Source organism: Thioalkalivibrio thiocyanodenitrificans ARhD 1, from assembly GCF_000378965.1.
Lineage (GTDB): Bacteria > Pseudomonadota > Gammaproteobacteria > Ectothiorhodospirales > Ectothiorhodospiraceae > Thioalkalivibrio_A > Thioalkalivibrio_A thiocyanodenitrificans.
This window is the reverse complement of the sequence record NZ_KB900537.1, coordinates 282,073-301,689: the sequence shown is the minus strand read 5'-3', so window position 1 is coordinate 301,689 and position 19,617 is coordinate 282,073. Positions and strand designations below refer to the sequence as shown.

Annotated in this window: 19 protein-coding genes; 11 read left to right on the top strand and 8 right to left on the bottom strand. The window is 66.2% G+C overall.

The window, feature by feature from the left end:
* The 3 genes from THITHI_RS0117975 to THITHI_RS0117965 all read right to left on the bottom strand — a co-directional run.
* Positions 1-332, bottom strand: a 332-nt coding sequence (locus THITHI_RS0117975; protein ID WP_026186477.1) for a hypothetical protein, incomplete at its 3' end; no start/stop codon positions are given.
* 10 nt (positions 333-342) lie between these two features.
* Positions 343-1,647 carry a DNA topoisomerase gene (locus THITHI_RS19575; protein WP_156820665.1) on the bottom strand — a complete coding sequence of 435 codons (1,305 nt, stop codon included), beginning with the start codon at positions 1,645-1,647 and terminating at the stop codon, positions 343-345.
* Between the two features lie 116 nt (positions 1,648-1,763).
* Positions 1,764-3,164, bottom strand: a complete 1,401-nt coding sequence (locus tag THITHI_RS0117965) for a hypothetical protein (protein ID WP_018234137.1) — start codon at positions 3,162-3,164, stop codon at positions 1,764-1,766.
* A 2,197-nt stretch (positions 3,165-5,361) separates the two neighbouring features.
* On the opposite strand from THITHI_RS0117965, the gene THITHI_RS19995 reads away from it, so the two are divergent.
* Positions 5,362-5,784, top strand: a complete 423-nt coding sequence (locus THITHI_RS19995) for a hypothetical protein (RefSeq protein ID WP_018234450.1) — start codon at positions 5,362-5,364, stop codon at positions 5,782-5,784.
* Between the two features lie 203 nt (positions 5,785-5,987).
* Here THITHI_RS19995 and THITHI_RS0117955 read toward each other — a convergent pair whose 3' ends face one another.
* Positions 5,988-6,704, bottom strand: coding sequence for a hypothetical protein (locus THITHI_RS0117955; protein ID WP_018234449.1), 717 nt, complete (start codon positions 6,702-6,704; stop codon positions 5,988-5,990).
* Positions 6,705-6,855: 151 nt separating this feature from the next.
* Here THITHI_RS0117955 and THITHI_RS0117950 point away from each other — a divergent pair, with 151 nt between their 5' ends.
* Positions 6,856-7,092 (top strand): hypothetical protein, encoded by a 237-nt coding sequence (locus THITHI_RS0117950; protein ID WP_156820704.1) that lies wholly within the window; start codon positions 6,856-6,858, stop codon positions 7,090-7,092.
* Positions 7,093-7,268: 176 nt separating this feature from the next.
* Here the strand turns inward: THITHI_RS0117950 and THITHI_RS0117945 are convergent, their stop codons facing one another.
* Positions 7,269-7,673: a hypothetical protein gene (locus THITHI_RS0117945; RefSeq protein ID WP_018234447.1), complete on the bottom strand. Its 405-nt coding sequence runs from the start codon at positions 7,671-7,673 to the stop codon at positions 7,269-7,271.
* 430 nt (positions 7,674-8,103) lie between these two features.
* On the opposite strand from THITHI_RS0117945, the gene THITHI_RS0117940 reads away from it, so the two are divergent.
* On the top strand, positions 8,104-9,387 hold the full coding sequence (locus THITHI_RS0117940; RefSeq protein WP_156820703.1) for a hypothetical protein: 1,284 nt from the start codon (positions 8,104-8,106) through the stop codon (positions 9,385-9,387).
* A 203-nt stretch (positions 9,388-9,590) separates the two neighbouring features.
* On the top strand, positions 9,591-10,625 hold the full coding sequence (locus tag THITHI_RS0117930; protein WP_026186476.1) for an InlB B-repeat-containing protein: 1,035 nt from the start codon (positions 9,591-9,593) through the stop codon (positions 10,623-10,625).
* A 49-nt stretch (positions 10,626-10,674) separates the two neighbouring features.
* Here the strand turns inward: THITHI_RS0117930 and THITHI_RS0117925 are convergent, their stop codons facing one another.
* Both THITHI_RS0117925 and THITHI_RS0117920 read right to left on the bottom strand, forming a co-directional pair.
* Positions 10,675-11,631 carry a DNA-binding protein gene (locus tag THITHI_RS0117925; RefSeq protein ID WP_018234445.1) on the bottom strand — a complete coding sequence of 319 codons (957 nt, stop codon included), beginning with the start codon at positions 11,629-11,631 and terminating at the stop codon, positions 10,675-10,677.
* A gap of 115 nt (positions 11,632-11,746) precedes the next feature.
* The gene (locus THITHI_RS0117920) at positions 11,747-12,601 is read right to left on the bottom strand and encodes a hypothetical protein (protein ID WP_018234444.1); all 855 of its coding nucleotides are present in this window, start codon (positions 12,599-12,601) and stop codon (positions 11,747-11,749) included.
* Between the two features lie 125 nt (positions 12,602-12,726).
* Between THITHI_RS0117920 and THITHI_RS0117915 the strand changes: the two genes are divergently transcribed.
* Positions 12,727-13,314 carry a class I SAM-dependent methyltransferase gene (locus tag THITHI_RS0117915; RefSeq protein ID WP_018234443.1) on the top strand — a complete coding sequence of 196 codons (588 nt, stop codon included), beginning with the start codon at positions 12,727-12,729 and terminating at the stop codon, positions 13,312-13,314.
* A gap of 98 nt (positions 13,315-13,412) precedes the next feature.
* On the opposite strand, the gene THITHI_RS0117910 is transcribed toward THITHI_RS0117915, so the two are convergent.
* Positions 13,413-13,733 carry a hypothetical protein gene (locus tag THITHI_RS0117910; RefSeq protein WP_018234442.1) on the bottom strand — a complete coding sequence of 107 codons (321 nt, stop codon included), beginning with the start codon at positions 13,731-13,733 and terminating at the stop codon, positions 13,413-13,415.
* Positions 13,734-13,945: 212 nt separating this feature from the next.
* Here THITHI_RS0117910 and THITHI_RS19565 point away from each other — a divergent pair, with 212 nt between their 5' ends.
* The 6 genes from THITHI_RS19565 to THITHI_RS0117875 all read left to right on the top strand — a co-directional run bounded on the left by THITHI_RS19565 (position 13,946) and on the right by THITHI_RS0117875 (position 19,548).
* On the top strand, positions 13,946-14,155 hold the full coding sequence (locus tag THITHI_RS19565) for a hypothetical protein (protein ID WP_033337306.1): 210 nt from the start codon (positions 13,946-13,948) through the stop codon (positions 14,153-14,155).
* Positions 14,156-14,246: 91 nt separating this feature from the next.
* The gene (locus THITHI_RS0117900; protein WP_018234440.1) at positions 14,247-15,155 is read left to right on the top strand and encodes a hypothetical protein; all 909 of its coding nucleotides are present in this window, start codon (positions 14,247-14,249) and stop codon (positions 15,153-15,155) included.
* A gap of 104 nt (positions 15,156-15,259) precedes the next feature.
* Positions 15,260-15,850: a DUF6088 family protein gene (locus tag THITHI_RS0117895; protein ID WP_018234439.1), complete on the top strand. Its 591-nt coding sequence runs from the start codon at positions 15,260-15,262 to the stop codon at positions 15,848-15,850.
* 76 nt (positions 15,851-15,926) lie between these two features.
* Positions 15,927-17,342 (top strand): hypothetical protein, encoded by a 1,416-nt coding sequence (locus tag THITHI_RS0117890; RefSeq protein WP_026186474.1) that lies wholly within the window; start codon positions 15,927-15,929, stop codon positions 17,340-17,342.
* A gap of 612 nt (positions 17,343-17,954) precedes the next feature.
* On the top strand, positions 17,955-18,764 hold the full coding sequence (locus THITHI_RS0117880; RefSeq protein WP_018234436.1) for a hypothetical protein: 810 nt from the start codon (positions 17,955-17,957) through the stop codon (positions 18,762-18,764).
* Between the two features lie 400 nt (positions 18,765-19,164).
* Positions 19,165-19,548, top strand: coding sequence for a hypothetical protein (locus tag THITHI_RS0117875; protein ID WP_018234435.1), 384 nt, complete (start codon positions 19,165-19,167; stop codon positions 19,546-19,548).
* Positions 19,549-19,617: the final 69 nt, after the last annotated feature.

Below are 19,617 nucleotides of genomic sequence, written 5' to 3'. Positions count from 1 at the left end.
CCGTCGATCACGTGGATCGATTCCTGGAGGCGACACGCCTCCGCCAATAGATCCTGAATGCCCCAGCAACCGGATGCCAGAGCATTGGCGTCATCTGCCTCGCCTCGGCGCAGGGCCATGAACAGGCCGCGCCGGGCGATTCCCTTGAGCTGTCGAAGCTGTTCCGAAGGAATGCCGATCTCCTGGGCCCACGGCTCAAGGTCGAGTACCTCGCAAACGGAGCGCAGATCTGAAAGCGAGATCGCGTTGGAATTCTCCAGCGCCGCGATCCTGCCGGTGAGCGATCGGTAGATACTCCGCCCTTCCTCGATGACATTGCTCTGAACTTGCATTATCACTCCTTCACTGAATTTGGATAGCCGACCAACCTGGTTCTGTGATTTCCTTTCCCGTAGCAAGAAAAAGAACGCCATTGGCATCCATCTCGATGCGCGTGGCGTTATAGCGCCGATCAGGCGCCATTGCTTGCATGAACCGTATAGCGATCAATTCGTAGAGTTTTGCCTGCGCACCGGTCAGATGGCGTTGTTCGCCGGTGGGGATGATCCCGTGATGATCCGTGAGCTTGCTGGCATCGAAGGTGCTGTCACGCAGGGTGACCCCTTTGGATTCGAGCGTGGCGCACTGCTTCGGGAACATTTTCTGTAGTGCGGCCAGGATCCTGGGGACCTCATCCTTCAGGGAAGGGTCCAGGTGAGCGCAATCCGTGCGCGGGTACGTGATCACCTTCGCCTCGTAGAGCGCCTGGGCGCCGTCCAGGGTCTGCTGGGCCGTCAGGCCGAGCTTGGAGGCAGCGACCTTCTGGAGCGCCGGGAGCTTGAAGGGCAAAGGCGCGCCATCAGCCCCTTTTGTCTTCTTGACGCGAAGAGGCCCCTGCGCGCCAGATGCCTGCTTTTTCAGCTTCGTGGCGAGGGCCTTGTCGGTGATGCGATTTTCACCACTGGGCGCGTGCATGAGCTTCAGGCGGTGTCCGGAGGCGGTCTCGACCTCGGCCTCCAGCTCGTAGTAATCGCTGGAGACGAAGTTCTCGATCTCCAGGTCTCGCTTGACCACCAGGGACAGCACAGGGGTCTGTACGCGCCCGACAGGGGCCTTGTGGCCGACCGAGAGGGTGGCCGCGCGGGACAGGTTCATGCCATAGAGCCAGTCGGCGTGACTGCGCGAGAGCGCGGCCTGATAGAGAGCATCCTTCGCGGAGCCCGGGAGAAGGTTGGAGAGCGCATCGCGAAGCGCCTTGTCGGTGAGGGCGGACGCCCACAGGCGGCGAGTCTTGCCCTTGTACCTGAGATGCTCGAGCACCTCACGGGCAATCAACTCCCCTTCGCGTGCGGCGTCCGTGGCGATGACGACCTCGGATGCGGACTTCAAGGCCTTCTTGATGACAGTGAGCTGCTTGCTCTTGCTCTTGACCACCTCGTGTTGCCAGCTATCAGGGACCATCGGGAGGAACTCCCAGCGCCACTTGCTCCACTCCTCGCGGTAGGCGTTTGGCTGGGCCTGCTCGAGGAGGTGACCGATTACCCAGGTCACGATGTCTCCGGAGCGGGTTTCGATGTAGCCTTCGTGGCGCTTGGCGATGCCCAGAATGCGGGCGATATCCCCACCCTGGCTGGGCTTCTCTGCGAGGAACACTCGAGGTGCTGGCATTCAAATCTCCTTAAAGGTCTCGGACCGCTCAAGGATGTAGCGAATAGATCAAGGGTGTGGACATGCGGGGAGAAAAAAACCCGGGCACAAGGCCCGGGTGAAAGAACACATGACCGCTACGCGGCTTTCTTGACCTTGTCGCCGAGGCGAATGGAGGTGCTCGAAGCGCCTTCGCGACGGCCCTCTGCGTAGATCGGCAGGTGGGAGACGATCCCGTACTCCGGGTGTGTCACCCACATGGCCTGGGTCGGAGGCTCGTAATCGAAGTTTGACGTGTAGGCATACTCGTCATACCCCTTGAGACTCCCGTTGACGATCAGGCCATCAACGGCCCCGTATGCGTGCCAGTGGCCCATGATGAGATAGTCATAGGCATCCCCCACGTTGCCGGCGCGCTTGCGCTTGCGGTAATCCCCGCGCATCAGCGTCGGCCACTTGCCACCGATACCGCCACCGCCCCGGAACTGATCGCCATGCGTCAGCCGGAACGTGGTGTCGTACAGGTCGAACTGAACATCGGTGGCGTCGCTGATACCCATGATCACGTTGGGCACATCAACCAGGCCGCGGGCGACCAGGTTGTAGACCAGCCAGTCGAAGTTGTCCTGCACGCGCCCCTTGGAGGTCGGCTTGCGGTCAAGGCGACCATGATTGCCGACGACCGCGGGCACATACACCTCGGGGAACTCCTGAGCGAGCATCTTGATGCCCGAGATGAGCTCATCGGACATGGTCAGCACGGTCTCAGTGATCGGCGCGTCGTTGGTGCGGCGCAGTTCCTCGTGAATCATCCCCGAGACCATGTCCCCGCCGAGCGCCACCACGATTCCCTCATGGTATGCACCTGAGCTGTGGTTGAGCAGCAGATCCGCCGCAGTCGTGAAGGTGCGTCGAGCGCGTGCCACCGCGATCTGGTGGTCGTACTCGTTCATCCCCTCGATCTGCTTCGGATCCACGAACTCGTCCCAGTGCCAGTCGCTGAGAAACAGCGTGGCCCAGCCGGCGAGATTCTGACCACGCTTCCTCGCGACCTTCAGCGGGCGCGCCTTCGGGCGAGCCTTGGCCTGCTGGAGCGTGTCCATGATCATCTCTTTGAGCTTCTCGGAGTTCGAGGCGCTGCTGCGCAGCAACTGGATCTCCTTGCGAAGCACCTTGATCTGCTCACGCAGGTGATGCTCCTTGCTGTCACCGATGACCACCTCCTCGGCGGTCTCGATCAGGTCGTCCAGATACACGTCGAAGGTGTGTCGGCGTTTGCCGCCCAACTTCGTGCGGTAGTCCGTCTTGCGGGGCACCAGGCCGGCCGCAATCAGGGCCTCCTCGTGTTCCGGCCCCAAGACCTCCGACAGGATCCCGCGATCGATGTGAAGCGTGCGCTTCCCACTGGTCGGGTCTGTGCGGATCACCCCGAGGATGCCATCATCCCAGGTACGAACATCCGAGTCCTCGCTCACGATGAACTCATTGGCCAGCTCGATCCAATCCTCGAGTTTGGTCAGCACGTCGATCAGATTCATATTCTCTCCAAGTGCTTGGTTGTGGTGTATGTCTCACGCATCAGAAACAGACATCAGGATGTGGTGTCTAAAATCCCAGGGAAATCACCCCCCTACTCCTCGATTACCACTGATTATTATTAGGGACCTCAGCCACGCCCCCCTGACCTCCCAGATTTCTGATGCTGATTGCCTCTAGTTCTGCCCTCTTCGCTCGTGTATAGCGACAATCCCGGGGCGTTTACCGTGGGGCACTTGGCCGGATCGTTTCCTGCCCGGCTGGCGCCGGTAGTTTTAGAGAGTCCCGAAATCCCAGCGAGTCCCGCCTGCTGCCGGTCCCTTTAGCCGATGCCAGTTTTTCTCGTCCGCGGCTCCTATTGCCCGAGGGGGCCTTCCGAGGTGTCGTTGCGCCGGAGCCCTGGGCGTTTGGTGGCGAATTCTCGGTGTGGCGATCGGTGCCGGTCTGGGCATGGGCCCTGGGGCTCTCTCGCGCCTTTCTCCGGCTCTTCTGCGGTAGCGCGCCGGGAGGTGTTGGGTGGGGGCTGGGGCGTTTGCCGTGGAGGTATGGGGTGGGGCGTGTAGGCGGGAGGGATGGGCTTCCCCCGTGTGGGCGGTATGGCTCTGCGGGCCCTTGCGGGCCAAAACCGCGCCCGTGTGGGTCGAAGGGGGGGACCCGGGCGGGTTGAAGGGGCGCTGTGCTCGAGGGTGGTTGTGGCCGGGGCGTACGGGTGAGGCCTGGGCGTTCTCGTGTGGCCGGGGCGTACGGGTGAGGTCGGGGCGTATTGGCGGGGCTGGAGCGTACGGGTGAGGTCTTCGGGTGGGGCGTGGCCTTGCCGGGGGGGCATGCGGGTTCGGGTGGCGGGTTGCCCTGGCGGGGTGGTTTTGGGCTGGGCATTGGGCCGGAGGGTTTCCTGTCCGGCTGTCGCCGGATGCTAAGAAAGTCCCGAAATCCCAGCTGCTCCCGCCTGCTTTCTGTCTCTTTAGCCGATGCCAGGTGAGGGGTTCCCGGGCTGCTATTGCCCGAGGGGGCCTTCCGAGGTCTCGCTGCGTCTGGGGTATTTCTTGCGCGCATCTAACCTGCCCTTGCGTGGCGCCGGGGAGGTATTGGGTGGAGCCGGGGCGTTTGCTGCGTGAGGTATTGGCCGGGGCGCTGGGGTGGGAGGTATGGGGTCTTTGCGCGGAGGTATTGGGCTTTATCGGGTGCGTTCTTGGGTGTGGGGTATGGGCCGGGAGGTGGAAGGCGTGAGGGGGCTTCGCATGAGGGGAATACCCTTCGGGGAGAACGGCGGGGGTGTTTGTCTGCTCCCCCCCCGTGCGGGAGGTATATCCCTGGCGGGGCGTTGGGGTGTTGGGGCGTGGGGTGGGTTCCGGGGGGTGGTTTTCCTGTCGGGGCCTTGTCAGGGGTCGGGGGTATTGGGGTTTGGGTATGGGCCGGGTATTGGCCGGGGCGGGAGTGGCGCGGCTTCGCCGCAACGGGTTAGGGAGGCCCGCAATGAGAGTATCTCCCGTCTGCTTTCGGTCCCTTTAGCCGATACCAGTTTAGAGGTTCCCGGGCTCCTATTGTCCGGCGCGGTGGCGTGGCCTGTGGGTATGCGGGGTGTCGCGGGTGGGGGTGGGAGCGCGTAGAGCCTGGGCGTCTTTCTCTCCCCCGGAGGGCGAGGCTGTATGTGTCTTTACCTTGTCCCCTCTCCCCCTCCCTCTGTCTTGTCCTTGACCCGGCGGGCTGTCTGTTGTGCATGGCCTGAGAGGCGGTACGGCTCCCGTATGGGGGTGAAGGGTTGCGGGTGATCGTGGTTATTCCCTGCTCTCTCCCGTATGGGGCGCAGTACTCCCGTGGGGGTGGTATGGGGGCGTGGGGCTCTCTTTCGAGGGGGATGCTCCCGTATGGGGGTATAGGGGTCTTTGTTCTTTTCTTGAGGCGTGTTGGGAGCTGCCTGTGCGGGCCCGGGGCGGGCTTGGGTGCGCGTATCCGGCGCGTGCGGCCGGGGGCGGTTCTTTTCGGTTTGATCCGGTGGAGGCGGGCTTGCCTTGGGTGGCCTTGGGTGTCGAGTATTGCGCGCGGCTTCGAGTCTTTCGCCCCTTACCACGGCCCTTGAGGGGCGCGGCGAGGGGTGGAGCGCAGTCAGGGGATGCGCGGGGGTGCGGGGTTGGCGCTGGGGGAGTGCGGGAGGTTTTCCCTATACGTTCTTGCAGAAAGCCGAAAAGGAGTGAATTTGGCATGTTTTCCCTGATCATCACCATGATTTCGATCGCCCTGCTCGCCGCCCTCGCGATGGTGAGTATCTACTATGGCGGGTCGGCCTACACGGATCGCACCGATCAGGCCGCGGCGGCGAAGATCGTCAACGATGCCAATCAGATCTCCGGCGCGGCGCTGCTCTTCAAGATCCAGGAGGGGCGTACCGCGCAGGGCGTCGAGGAGCTCATCCCGCGCTATCTCACCGCCCTGCCCCAGGGCTGGAACTCCGGACAGGGCGTGCTCGACGGCTACGTGGCAAGCAACGAGGTGGTGCTCTCCGACAGGGCCTGCGAGGATATCAACGCGCGCATGGGCTATGATTTCCCGCAGATCCCTGAATGCGCGCAGGTGGTGGAGAACTACCCCGGCTTTCGGGGCTGCTGCACCGCCAGCGAAGACTGAACACCGATCGGTTTGAGCGGGGAAGGAAGCCCCCCAGCAGGCGCGGCCTTGCGCGCACGCGACCCGCCAGCCTCTCCCCCAAAGCGGCAGGGCGCGCCGAGAAGAGCCCTCTTCTCTCGCCAACCGGGCGCAGGCCCGCCTGATCCGAAGGCCAGGGATGGCCCTCAACACCCCCTCCCGCAGGCAAGGCGCCGGGCGCGGCCTTACTGGTCCGCGTAGCGGTAATCCGGCGTGTAACTGCCACCCGGCGGGCGCTGCCCGGGGCCGGTGTAGTTGAGGATCATGTAGCACTCCCCCGCCAGGCCGAGATCCGCGCCAGGCACCGCGTTGGAGGGGCACATGGGGCCGGATTCGTGCTCGATCATGCTCGTCTCGTAGACGCAGCCAAGCCCAGGCACGCGGTGCTCGGAGCACTCCCCGCCCTCGGGCCTGTCGATGAGCGTGCGCCCGCGCCCGCGCCCCATCGCGCTCTCGCGCGAGACCCACAGGCGGTAGAACGCGTACTCGGTGTACACGCCGATGGTGGTGTAGAAGGTCAGGCGCAGGCGGTAGCGCGTGGCGATGTTCGGCGAGATCGTCCCGTCAGGCTCGCGAGTGCCGTACTGGTGGGTGGTCACGGAGTCGCGCGAGAGAACCTGGGCGGGCGAACCATCCCCCCAGTCCACGCTCACCGAGCTGATCAGACCGAAGCGGCGCACGCCGTCCTCAAACGCCTCGTAGCGCGACCCGATGCGCAGCTCCGTGCTCGAACCCGGGTAGCCGTTGGTGGGGCTGAGGTAGAAGGGGCTCTGCCCGCCATGCTCGATGCGCACCTGCGCAGCCGCCTCTGAACCGAGCGCGCCGAGCACCACGACAAGCGCAAGCAGCGCCCGGGAGAGGGGCGAAAAAGCAGTCAAAAAGGTGAAAAAACGAGTTTTCATGCGAAAGATCTCCGCGCGGTTTCCAATGGTCCGGGGTATAGCGAACCCGCGCGCCGGGGCGGGCTTGAATCTCCTCGCCAAGCGCCTTAGAGTCGGGCAAAAGGCAGGCGCCGGGGCGTCACGGATGCACGCCAGGGGGCACGGCAAAGCGGTGACCAGACAGGGCAGAGTCGTTACCGAGCAGCACATCGCCTATGTGGCGGTGCGCCACGCAGAGCGCTATTTCTCGGTCGATGTGCTGATCAACGGGCGCTATTTCAGTCAGATCTCGGGCTGGTTCCCGGACGCCCAGGCGGCACTCAAGGAGCTCTTTCGCCTGAGCAGCGAGGACGGCATCCCGGCGCACAGCGAGGCGGCGCTCGCCATCACCGATCTGTGCGAGCGCTGAGCACGCCACGCACCTCAGACCGCGCGCCCTCCCGGCCGAGGCCTTGCCCCGCCCACCCCTGAGATCCCCCTCGGGCACCCCGCCCACCCTTCACACCACCCGCGCGCACACCCAGGCAGGCACGAAAAAGCCCCTCACCAGGAGGGGCTTGAATGAGGCCCGGGGTACGGCGTGGCTCAGTCGCGCGCGGCCGGACCCGGATCCGTAAAACGGTTGTCCTGCTGATTGTAGTCCTGAAAGTCGATGTCGAACTTCCAGTAATCGGCGTGATAGGTGCGCGTGATCACCCCGGATTCGCTTCGCTCGACGCTGGTCACCTCCGGCGGGTAGCAATCCCGGAGCTTTGCCTGGGGCAGGTGCTCGCGCAGCATGCGCCGGATGAGACCCTTGAGGCGGTTGGTGGTGTGGCGGTTGTGATGGCTCACCCACACCAGCATCGAGAAGTTGCCGTAGCGGCCCCAGTCATCAATCGAGGCGTGACGGATCAGGCCGTTCTCCTCGTTGAGGCGCCGGGCAAACTCCCGTGCAAGCGCCACCTGATCGGCCGGGGTGGCGGGTTGCGCCTGACTCTGCATGTCCATCGATCTCTCCTTTTGCTGTCCTGTTCTGGTTGATCTCTCCTCTTGATGTAGCGAACCGAAGCCCCGGGGCGCGCGAGGCGGCGGCAAAAACCCGCGGCCGCGCTCCCTATACATCTCAGCGAAAAGCGCCACGCGAGGCGCGCCCCCGCGGCGCGCGCGAGGGCGCTCGCATGCAAATCAACCCATCAAGCGCGGAGTCGATGCAGTTATGAATGAACTCAAGAAGGCCACCCTCACGAGCGCGGTGTTCGGCGCGCTGGTATGTGCGATCGGGGCAATGTCGGCCCAGGCGGTGAGCGTCTCGCCAAACGGCCACGGCCAGGTGCTGATCTTCCCGCTGTACTCAACCCAGCAGGGCAACGACACCTATCTCAATATCTTCAACACCAGCGATACGCCCAAGGCGATGCGCGTGCGCCTGCGAGAAGCGATGAACGGCGCTGAAGTGCTCTCGTTCAACGTCTATCTCGGCGCGCACGACGTGTGGACCGCCGCGCTCACGCGCGATGAGCAGACCGGGGGCGCGATGCTGATCACCCGGGATGAGTCCTGCACGGTGCCGCGCATCCCCGAGCAGGGGGTGGCGCTTCGCGAGGTGGCCTACCAGGGCGACTCCGAGGCCGGCATCGGGCGCACCAGCGAGGGCTTTGTGGAGGTCATCGAGATGGGCGAGCTCCTCGACGAGGCCGAGACCGGCTTCACCCCGGCGAGCTGGGTGAGCGACCCGGTCGACTGCGAGGCGCTGCGCACCGCCTGGAGCAACGAGTGGGCGGGCGATGCGCTTCGCGCGGTGCAAGAGGCCTCCGGCGGGCTGTTCGGGCGCGCCACCGTGATCAACGTCGCCGAGGGCACCTCCATCGCCTATCGCGCCACCGCGCTCGAGGGCTTCTGGGCCACCGGCAACACCAAGCACGCGCTGGCGGTCAGCCAGACCACGGTCACGCTCGAGGATGCGGCCCCCACGGCGGCGCTGTTTGACGGCGTGCAGGCCTATTTCGGCGATACCGATCTCGCCGGCGTGGATGCGAAGCTGCACGGCGTCAACGCGGTCTCCGCGGCGCTCATGCGCGAGCGCGTATTCAACACCTACACCCAGGCGCCCGAGGTGGCGGCCTCCACCGACTGGGTGATCACCTTCCCGACCCGCCACTACTACATCAACGACGCGCAGCCCAGCGCGCCCTTCTCCGAGCCCTGGAGCGCGGCGACGAGCAGCGCCTGCGAGCCGGCCTCGCTGGAGCTCTGGAGCCGCGGCGCGGAAACACCCAGCGTGGCGCCCGAGAGCGGCGCCGGCGCACCCGGCGCCCCGGACTTCTCGCCGCGCCCGCCCGAGGGGTGGCTGCCCGATGCAGGCCCTGTCGCCTCGGGCGAGCCGCTGCTGCCCGCGCCCTCGATCAACGACATCGAGCTGTGCAACCAGGTCAACGTGCTCAGCTTCGGCGAGGGCGAGGTCCTCAAGCCGTCTGCGCGCATCGGGCACCAGGTCAACGCGCCCTATCGAAACGGCTGGGCACGGGTGAGCTTCGATCGCCAGGCCAACAGCCTGGGGCTGGAGGGCGATGACTACTACGAAACGCTGGGCCTGCCGGCGATCGGCTTTGCGGTGGTGCGCTCGGTGAACGGCAACGTGGGCGGGGCGCTCTCGAACTACGCGGCCGAGAACGAGCACGGCTACGACACGCGGATCGAAACCATCACCTCGGCGCCCGAATAGCGCGCCACGGCGACAGGCCGAGACCAACCTTGAAGGAATCTGCGACCATGAACATGAACATGAAACGCTCTGGGCTTATGCTGGCCCTGCTTCTTGCCGCCGGCGCCGCCGCGGCCTCGACCGGCACCTAACGGTTCATTTACCCCGTTCAAGGGGTAACGGGCGGGCCCGTCAGCGCCCCGGAGCCTGATCCCGAGCGCTACGTGGTCTCGGCCTCGGCCGGCGACGGGGGCTCGGTCAGCCCCGCCATGCAGGAGGTGCTCGAGGGCGAGACCGCCAATGTGGGTGTGAGCCCCAGTGCCGGGCACTCGATTCTCTCGGTCTCGGGCTGCGACGGCGCGCTCTCGGGCTCAGTATTTGTCACCGCCCCGGTCACGGCGCACTGCAACGTGTTTGCCGCCTTCGAGGCCAACACCTACACCCTGAATCTCAATGCCCAGGGCGGATCGGTGACCCCCTCCAGCCAGGCGGTGGTCTACGGCGAGCCGACAGGCACCCTGCCTGAGCCTTCGCGCGACGGGCACAACTTCCTTGGCTGGGACTGGCAGCCCGCCGGCGGCAGCCCCTGGCAGGCCTCCGAGCCCTACCTGATCGCGGGGGATTCCACCGTCTACGCCCAGTGGGATATCGAGGCATACACGGTCTCGGCCTCGGCCGGCGCGGGCGGCTCGATCAGCCCGAGCTCGAGGAGCGTGGAGCATGGCGCCACCACCACATTCACCGTCACGCCCAACGAGGGCTACGAGGTCGCTTCAGTCACCGGATGCGCGGGCGCGCTCTCGGGCTCAACCTACACCACCGGCGTGATCACCGCGGGATGCACGGTGAGCGCGAGCTTTGAGCAGGTGGAGTGGGTGTTCTATCCCACCGACTGGAACATGCACACCCAGATCGGAACGTACGATCAGGCCAGTCAGAGCGTCTACGTGCTCGCGGGGACGAGCGGGTTTCTGCTCTACGGCCCTTACGCCACGCTCCCGGCCGGCAGCTACGACATCACCTTCCAGTGGAGCGAGTACTACGGCAACGACATAAATGCGCGCTTCGGGAACTTTGAGGTCACGAATAATCACGGCAGCGACCGGCTCGCGATCTTTAGCGGATCGCTGTACGGATCCGCGGGAGAGCACACGCTGAGCGCCACCGTGCCGCCGGGCGCGACTTCCGTGGAGTTCCGGGTGTGGTCGAACGGGCAGCGCAATCTCAGGATTCACAAGGTGACCGCGACGCGCCAGTAAGGCCTGACGCCCCGGCCCTGCCGGGGCCTCGCGCGCGGCAAGCCCGGCGCTATTTGCGGACCCTTGGCTTTCGGGTGCGCGCGCTCTGGCGGGTCTTTGTGCCCGCCGGAGCGGTGCGCTTTGTCAGGTCACGATCAAGCGAGGAGGCGCGTTTTTCCTGGCGATGGAGCTCAAGGGTTGTCGTTTTGAGCTCTTCTTGCAGCTTCGAGATCTGTCGGTTGCTCTGTTCGATGAGGCGTTGGTAGGCCTTTCGTTCCTGTGCGTGCGCACGCGCCTCCCGGGTTTTCTCCGAGGCCGTCTTGCGAAGGCGCGCCTCGAGGGCTTTGACCGCCGCGCGGTGGCGCTGCTCCAGGCTTTTTTGCTCGCGCGAGTGCGCCTTGCGTTCGAGCAGGCGCTCGGCCTCGGCCGCGTGAAGCGCTTCGCGCTGTGCGTTCGCCGCCTCTTTTGACTCATCAAGCGCTTGTCTGAGCTGTTTGCAATCCGCGCGCAGGTCCGCGATCAGCTCACCACGCGCCCCGAGAGTCGCCTCCAGGCCCTCGATGCGCACCGTTGCGTGCGCGTGCGCCTCGCGCTGTTGCTCGAGGGCCTCAAGGAGCCGGACGTGCTCTGTCTTGAGCTCGAGATAGCGCTGCGCTTCCTGCTCAGCACGACGGTGCGCCCTGTCGGCCTCCTGCTGAAGCCTGTGGCGCTGCCCGGCAAACACCTCCTGCGCGCGGGCCGCCTCGCGCTCGCGGATCGACGCCTCCAGGCGCTCGTGCAGATCCAGCACCAGGCGGTAGGCCTCGCGCGGGATCCCCTTCGCCGGCGTGGGGTCGACGGCCCGGCGCAGCGCCTTGTCCCACCACGCATCGAGCGCCTTGAGGATCGTGGTCTTGGAGCCGCGCCCGATGCGCGCGACGAGCTTGTCCGCAGAGGGGCGCACGCCCTCGCGCGCCATCTCATCGGCTTCTCGCATGACGAGCTCGTGCACGCTCGGCGCATGGGGATCCTGGCGGGGATTGCGCATACGGCCCTCGCAGGCAAACAGACAGTGGGCGGCCCTCAAACCAGGGTCCATGGTACACGAGCGCCGCAGCTGTGGCGCTACCTTCGCGAGAGAGGGCGTGGCTCGGGGGGGTGCGCTAGTGCACCCGCAGGCGCACCAGGCTTGCATCGCGGTGAAGAGGCGTGCGCGCAGGAGGCGTCTCGCCCGTCATCAGCCCTGCGCGCTCGAGCAGCTCGCGGGCGCGGGGCGCCTGGGCGCCGAGCGCGGTGCCCGGCCGTGCCAGGTCGTAGGGATCAAAGCAGGCCCAGAAGCCGCGCGAGCACAGCAGCAGCTCACGCACGTGGCGCGCATGCAGCTGTTCGGCCTCAAGATAATCCATCGCCGCCTCTCCGATGGAGAGCACGCCGTAGCCCTGGGGGATGTTGCGATAAGCGCACATTTGGCGCAAAAGCGCGCTTTCCTGGTCCATGCAGCCGCGCAGACTCGCGCCCAGGCGCTGCTCGAGCTCGATCAGGCGGGAATGATCGCAGGCGGTGATCTCGCCGAAGGCGCCGGCGCGATAGATCGCCGCATCGCCGATGCGCAGCAACTCCAGGTGCGTGGGCGTGGCCACCGCCAGCGCCAGGCTCGCGCTCGGGGCGCTGTGCGCGTCGTCCACGCGGCCACCGAGCAGGCGCCGGTACTCGGCCTGGGCGTCGAGCAGCGCGCCGTGAATGCTGCAAATGGCCTGCTGGCTGTCGGAGAAACGCTCGATCAGGCGCGCGGAGAGGTAGAGCGCAAACCACTGCGCATCGCCCCCGGGGTGATCGAGCAGGTCCTGGGGGCCTGGCGTTGCGTCGAGCACGAATGCCAGTCGCTCGTCAAAATGAACCACATCCGCGCCCCGGCCCGCGCGCGCGGGTACGTTGGCGTGATCCAGGCAGGTGAAGGGCATGATGGTCTCCTCCCGGGCGTCGTGAGACAGGGCGCGCAGGGATCTGGCGCTTGTCATGGATAGCGAATATTCACGCGCCCTCGTGCAGGGCGCCGGGCGGTGCGCGGGAAGCGGGCGCGCTTTTCGCTATACCCGGGGCAAGCGGGCCGATCCTCGGGCCGCGGCCAACCCGGGGAGCCCGGATGAACACGCTCGATTACTACGATCAGCACGCGGCGCGCTATTTCATCGACACGGTGCGCCTTGACCTCTCTCATCTCTACGAACCCTTCCTGGAAGGGATTGCCCCCGGAGGGCGGATCCTGGATGCCGGGTGCGGCTCGGGGCGCGACAGCCGGGCGTTTGTGCACCGCGGCTACCGGGTCACCTCCTTTGACGCCTCCCCTCGCATGGCCGAGCTGGCGCAGCGCTATGTCCGCCAGCATGTCCGGGTGATGGGGTTTGACCAGGTGGCCTGGCAGGCGCGTTTTGACGGGGTGTGGGCCTGCGCAAGCCTGCTGCATGTCCCCTTCCACGACCTCGGCGAGACCCTCACGCGCCTGGGCGAGGCGATGCGCGAGGGCGCCACCCTCTACACCTCCTTCAAGCTTGGCGGCGGGGAGCGCACCGAGGGGGCGCGTCATTTCACCGACATGAGCCGCGCGCGCCTCGATCAGCTCCTGAAGGCCCAGACGCTGCTCTCGCTCGAGCGCGCATGGATCACCAGCGATTGCCGGGCAAACCGCGCACAGACCTCCTGGCTGAACGTGCTGCTCAGGCGCTGGGCCTGATCGTTTGGGCAAAAAAAAGGGCCGGCACGGGGCCGGCCATGAGAGGGCAGGAGGGAGGTCAACTGCAACTGCTTAAGGAGGGCATGGCATCTGGGGTTTCAGTGAATCGCCCGAAAGGCGGCGCGCCGGTCGAGGGCGCTGAGTTCGCGCTGCTCTCGCTCGATCTCTTGCCCGGCTTCGCGCTCCATCTTCTCGAGCAGCTGCGGGGCATGCGTCTGGAAGTGCGCCAGCGCCTGATCGAATACGCTATCGAGTAGCTGCGGGGCGTGCTGGGCGGCCTGATCGATCATCCCGGTGAGCTCTCGAGAGATGTCCGCGTCGGTGCGGGCGTGCTCCAGATCGAGCCCGAGCTCCTTGTATTGGCTTGTCTCGGCCTTTGAGAGCCGGAACCGGCCGGGGTTGTCGATCGCCTTGAGCATGTATTGCGCCTCGTTGTCGCCTTTCGCGTGGTTTCGGGTTTCTGTGTTCTTCTGGTTGCCTGGCAACCTCGTGTTACCATGGCTACACTATACCAACATGCGCGAGGCAATGCAAGCCCCTAAAGCGATCCGGCGCAGACCCGTGCGGGCGCGCTTTCTACCTATACAGGGGGAAGCGGGATTCATCCCGATCGGACGAGGAGGCCTGTGACGTGAGCAACCCAACACATCCCCCGGTACCTGGGGTTTATCGAAACAACAAGACCGGGGGGCACTATCTCGTGCTGCGCGAGGCGATCGACTGCACCAACGAGAGAGACGGCACGCGCGTGCTGATCTACAAGGCGTTCGACGCCTCCGGATCGCTCTACGTGAGAGATGCCGAGCAGTTCATGGAGAAGTTCACCCTGGTGAGCGACTGAGCATGGCAAGTTCGTGGCCAGCGCATTTCATTACCGCACCCCTTGCCGGGGGTGCGTCTTTATTGTCTGACGCGAGAGGGAGCGTGCCGGCGTGAGTACGAAGATCTTTGATGCCTACCGGTTTTGCGGCGATTTCCGCCAGCTGCATGAAAGACTCCACGGCGCGCGGGGCGAGCTCGGGCGCCGCGGCGAGCAGCACCTGTTGCGGGCGCGCTGCGCGCTACTCCAGGACAAGGCCTATGCGCCCTGCATCCTCGAGCTGTCGGTCGATCTGGATGTGCGCGCGGCACAGCGAGGCCTTGAGCAGATGCCCGAGCTCAAAACCCTCCAGAGCCAGGTCTTTGATGAGCTGCTCGATCGCTTCAAGGCGCTTGACGATCCCCACCACCGCGACCCGCTTCTCGATGTCAAGGCCGAGGCCTGCGTGATCCCGCATCCGCGGCGCGAAGACGAGTTCCTGATCAAGTGCTACGCCGAGCAATGCGACCTGCTCGAGCACCTGGGGTCTCTCGAGGGGTTTGTCGACTATCACTACCAGAACTGCACAGACCGGCCCGAGGGGGTCGATGAGGCGCAGTGGGTGGCGCGTTGGGAGACCTGGCGGGAGGTGCTTGGCGGGGATGGCTGGGCAGCGCCGGTCGAGGTCGGGTTCAGTTACCGCTACAACGAGCGCTGCTGGATGACGGCGCTCGATCTGGGCGATGCGAAGGCCCGCGCACGCTTTGAGGCCGCAATGCCCTCGCCCCGGGAGCAGGCGCGAAGCCTCGCCAGGCGGGCGATCGAGGCCCATGCGATCCGGCGCCCGGGCAAGCAGGCGGCGCCCGGGGACGCGGCGCAGGCGCGGCGCCAGGTCTCGATGAGCGGCGTATACCGCGTCCTTAGCGAGACCCGCCAGGCGCTTGGCGATCCCACCAGCGCGCTGGCACGCCAGTATCTCTCGCTTTGCGAGGCGCTTGAGCCGATGATCCTGCGCACGCCCATGGCGATGCGCGGCGCATAGCCTCCCCACGCACGCCGGCGCACCTCCCCGAGTCCCTGCATGAGCACGTATTTGTTGGCAAGATGTCAGAAGTCGGAGTATAATTCTGACAGGAATCCCCCTTTATGAGCACACTCAGCGACGCCATCCTCTCGGCCGCGCGCGAGCGCCCCGAGGGCACGCTTGTCTCGCCGCGCGAATTCCTGCACCTGGGATCCCGGGCCGCGGTGGATCAGGCGTTCTCGCGCCTGGCGCGCAAGGGGGCGTTGTTGCGCCTCGGGCGCGGGGCGTACGCGCTGGCGGTGCGCGGGCGGTTCGGTCTGCGCGCGCCGGGCGTGAGCGCGGTGCTCGAGGCACTCAGGACCACGCACGGCGAGGTGATCGTGCCCAGCGGCGCGGCCGAGGCCAATCTGCTCGGCCTGAGCACCCAGGTGCCGGGCCGGGAGATCTACCTGAGCTCGGGACCCAGCCGCGTGTACCGGCTCGGGCGTCTGCGCCTGGAGCTTCGCCACGCAAGCCACTGGCTGCTCGCGCTGGGCGATCGGCCCGCCGGCAAGGCGATCCGGGCGCTGGCGTGGCTTGGCGAGGCGCACGCGGGCACGGCCCTCAAGGCGCTGCGCACCCGGCTCGATCGGCGTGAATGGCAGGCCCTGCAAGAGAGCAGAGCTACCCTGCCCGGCTGGATGGCGCGCGCCATAGCCGAGGCGCAGCAGTGACCTGGCGCGCGCGTTAAACGCAATGCCGACAAGAACCCGCACCGGGCAAGCGCTCGGTGCTTTGGAGAAAACAACAATGAAGACAAGCTGGTTGGCGGTGATTGGTTTGAGCGCAGTGTTGCTGCTCGCGGGCTGTGGCGAGGATCCCAACGAGCGGGCCAATGCCCTGTATGTGGCCGCGGATCGCCAGGCGCAGGCCATGCGCGAGGGCGCGAAGGGCTACACCGAGGCGCTCGAGGCCTATCGCGCCGTGCGCAAGGACATCGAGCGGATCATCTCCAAGTACGACACCTCGGAGCTGGCGGTGCGCCTGGTCTCGGGCGAGGCCCGCGTGGCGGGTATGACGCTGATCGAGTTTCGCGCCCTTGAGGCCGCGCTCGAGGCGCTGGCCGGCGCCGAGCAGGATCCGATCGAGGCCGCGCTGGTGCTGGGCGACACGCTTGATGAGGAGTATGTGCGCGATAGCGTCATCACGGGGGTCGCGCGAGCGTATGCCCAGAGCGGGCGCCTGGAGCAGGCAGGGGCGCTGATCGAGCGCTCCCGAGATGCGACCACGCGCGCGGGGATCTATCAGGCGCTTGCCAAGGCCTATCAAGACGCCGGTCAGGCGCGTGTGGCGGGTGAGCTCCTCGAGCAGGCCCATGCGAGCCTTCTCGGTCAGACACCTGATCGTTGGCGGGGGTTGAGCTCGGTCAGGGCGGCTCAGACAGCGCTCGAGCTCGGGCACAAGGAGGTGGCCGAGCGCCTCTACGCGCTGTCGCTGGCGCAACACGACTCGAGCGCCGGCGCGGATGCGGATGTCGGTCTCCTGGTCGTTCAGTCTGAATTCCTGCTGGCGTCCGGCGAGCGCGAGCGCGCGCTGGAGCTGCTTGCTCAGGCAAGCGATGCGCCCGGCGCCAGGCGCTCGCTTCGTGAGCTCGCCTTAGGCTACGCGGTGCACGGCCAGGGTGAGCGGGCGCTCGAGATCATCGACTCCATGCCAGAGGGCTACGAAAGGGCGATGGCGCTGCTCGATGCGGCCGAGCGCCTGGAGGCGCGCGAGCATCACACCCAGGCCGGCGAGATGCGAAGGCACGCGCTTGAGGCGAGCCGCGGGCTTGATGACCCCTTCTGGAAGGGCTTCCTTCTGGTGCGCCTGGCCGGGCAGTACACGCAGGCAGGGCAAAGCGCCCAGGCGCGCGAGCTGATCGACGAGGCGCTGCCCTGGGTGCGCGTCCTCGAGGCCGGTAGCCGCGGCATCCATCTGGCGGGCGCGGCGCGTGAGTTGGCGCTCGCCGAGGCACCCGCGGAGGCGAGGGCGCTTGTGAGCGAGGCCCTGGAGAGTCTGAGGCACGCAGAGCACAGACGCACCGCCGCCTATGCCCTGCTGGCGATCGGGCGTGCGCAGGCCGACGGCGCCGGGACGCTCGATGCGCGTGCTCGCGAGGCGCTCGCGGCCCTGGTGATCGAGGCGCAGCCCATGCACGGGCTCTGGCACTCGCGCGGGCACTGAGGCGCTGCGCATCGGGCGGCCTTCGCCCCGCGCCGGGTGCGCCGCCCTCCCCGTTCGGCCCGATCTCAAAGCACTCCCCCTCCGCCCCCTGGTGTGACGCAGGGGCCGGCGGGGTTTCGTGCGCAAGATACCCAACGGTACGCGGTACATCCCAAACGGTACGCATCAGGATGCAGGGCGGGCAGAGCCTGCGCCGGTGTTCGCTATACACGGCTCACGCCCGGCGCCATGCGCGCCTGGTACGCGAATCCATGACATCGATTGCGCGGAGAGATCGTGCTCAAGCACCCGGCTGCCAGGGTTGCGACCGCGAGCGAGGAGTCTCGTGCGGGCGTTCGTCGTCGCTATGAGAGCAAGAAGGTTGATGAGACCATGGAGAAGATTGGCCTCCTGGACTCAGAAGACCGGCAAACCGCTGAGAAGGCGACAGAATAACTCGATAGCCTTGCGTTCTATCAAGATTGTAAGCATGCGGGGCTGGACTATAATATCGCCATCACGGCAGCGGGGCTGGAAGAAGGTAAAGGTCTCCGACAACGACATGGCGGAGCTTTTGCGAAAAGCACGCAACACGATCGCATAAATAGCGCGCAGGGACAGGGAGCAAACACCATGGCAAAAGATCCGCTTACCGGCGGGATCCGCGATGCGATGATCGCCAACCGGGCGCTCAACGGCCCCCAGCAAACCGGCTCCCAGAGCAGATTTCTCCAGTACGTCGCCGAGGAGTACGCAAGGAGTCTCGAGGATGACCTGGACACGCTCGGGCAGAAGAATCTCGCGCTCCTGCGCGAGAACAAGCGCCTGCGCTCACTGAGCGAAGAGTTGCGCGCCCGCCTGGACGGGATCCATCAGGGCAGCCTGGACCTGGTCGAGGGCGGTCACGGCATGATGCTCGAGTGGGGGGCGCAGCGCCAGCTCGGCGCCCTCAGAGACAGCCTCGTCAAGGGCCGCGACCTGTCCGAGATCCCCCTCAGCGAGCGGCGCGCGATCAACATACGCCTGATCGCGCTGGCCGAATGGCACCTGCGCATGCAGCTGATCATCCGCAAATCCGCCGACGCGATCGACAGGCGCAATGGGTCGGTGCAACGCCTCACCGAAAGCCGGGACAATGACCTCATCCCCAACCATACGGGGCCGATCGAGTCATTGTCCCATCACCTGAAAAAGGTCATGACCGAGGAGATGACCGCGGACGCGAAGAAGGCGTGGGTGCAGAGACGCATCGCCTTCTTGCGTGAAAAGGTCCGCTTCCCGGACGGCGAGGCCCGGCCCAATCCGCGGAACTTCCCCTCCGTGCTCGAGCAGGAAAGCGATGAGATCTGCCACGAAACGTGCGCACGCCATAATCAAACGCAAAGGGTCCTCATGGAGGACGGGGGCGCCCGCTTCAGGCTCGATCAGGATCTGCTGCCGTAGCCATGTCGAGACGCTACGCGCCTGGTGAGTGGTACCGCGAGCATGCAGATGACTTCCTGCGCCAGCTCGACGGCGCGCACAGGGCGCAGCACGCGGCACCGAGCGGACATGATCCGGACGTGGCCATCGCATCGGGTGGCCTGCGAGCCCGCGCCTCGCGGCCGCTTCGTCGCCCTCCCCGTTCAGCCCGATCCTAAAGCGCCCCCGCCCCCCCCGGTGTGACGCCGGGCCCGCGGGGGTTCGTGTGCAAGATACCAAACGGCATGCGGTACATCCAAAACGGTACACACCAGGGCGCGGGACGGGCAGACTCTGCGCCGGTGGTCGCTATACACGGCTCACGCCCGGCGCCGTGCGCGCTGGGCACGCAACTCCATGACATCGATTGCGAGGAGAGATCGTGTTCAAGTACCCGGCTGCCGTGGTTGCGCCCGCGAGCGAGGAGCCTCGTGCGGGCGTTCGTCGTCGCTATGAGTTGGTGAGCGCCCGGGGCGCCGATGCCGCCTCCCGAGAGATCCTGGTCATCCTCTCCCACCAGAGGCTCCGCGAGGATGTACTCGAGCAGCTGCTCGTTCGCTTCTACAGACAGCCCGGCGAGCACGCCTCGTTTGAGATGCGCTGCAACCCCTTTGGTGATGCGGTCGGTGATCTGTCGAGCTTTGAGCCCGCGCTGGGCCTGCTTGCGCGCCTTCAAGGCCAGGCCCACCCGAGCCCCGGGCAGATCAGCGCCGCGCTCGATCAGGCCGGCTACCGGGCAACCTCGCCCGAGGCGCTCTACGCCTGAGCCCTCCCCTCAGGCCCCCGGGCGGGCCCGCCCACCCCTCCCCCTCTTGTCTGCACACCGCCTGCTCGA

Excerpts from the sequence above, each read along its gene's own strand:
- THITHI_RS0117915 (WP_018234443.1), top strand. The coding sequence starts at position 12,727 with ATGAACACGCTCGATTACTACGATCAGCACGCGGCGCGCTATTTCATC.
- THITHI_RS0117895 (WP_018234439.1), top strand. The coding sequence starts at position 15,260 with ATGAGCACACTCAGCGACGCCATCCTCTCGGCCGCGCGCGAGCGCCCC.
- THITHI_RS0117910 (WP_018234442.1), bottom strand. The coding sequence starts at position 13,733 with ATGCTCAAGGCGATCGACAACCCCGGCCGGTTCCGGCTCTCAAAGGCC.
- THITHI_RS0117925 (WP_018234445.1), bottom strand. The coding sequence starts at position 11,631 with ATGCGCAATCCCCGCCAGGATCCCCATGCGCCGAGCGTGCACGAGCTC.
- THITHI_RS0117890 (WP_026186474.1), top strand. The coding sequence starts at position 15,927 with ATGAAGACAAGCTGGTTGGCGGTGATTGGTTTGAGCGCAGTGTTGCTG.
- THITHI_RS0117945 (WP_018234447.1), bottom strand. The coding sequence starts at position 7,673 with ATGGACATGCAGAGTCAGGCGCAACCCGCCACCCCGGCCGATCAGGTG.
- THITHI_RS0117940 (WP_156820703.1), top strand. The coding sequence starts at position 8,104 with ATGAACGGCGCTGAAGTGCTCTCGTTCAACGTCTATCTCGGCGCGCAC.
- THITHI_RS0117955 (WP_018234449.1), bottom strand. The coding sequence starts at position 6,704 with ATGAAAACTCGTTTTTTCACCTTTTTGACTGCTTTTTCGCCCCTCTCC.
- THITHI_RS19995 (WP_018234450.1), top strand. The coding sequence starts at position 5,362 with ATGTTTTCCCTGATCATCACCATGATTTCGATCGCCCTGCTCGCCGCC.
- THITHI_RS19575 (WP_156820665.1), bottom strand. The coding sequence starts at position 1,647 with ATGCCAGCACCTCGAGTGTTCCTCGCAGAGAAGCCCAGCCAGGGTGGG.
- THITHI_RS0117880 (WP_018234436.1), top strand. The coding sequence starts at position 17,955 with ATGGCAAAAGATCCGCTTACCGGCGGGATCCGCGATGCGATGATCGCC.
- THITHI_RS0117920 (WP_018234444.1), bottom strand. The coding sequence starts at position 12,601 with ATGACAAGCGCCAGATCCCTGCGCGCCCTGTCTCACGACGCCCGGGAG.
- THITHI_RS0117965 (WP_018234137.1), bottom strand. The coding sequence starts at position 3,164 with ATGAATCTGATCGACGTGCTGACCAAACTCGAGGATTGGATCGAGCTG.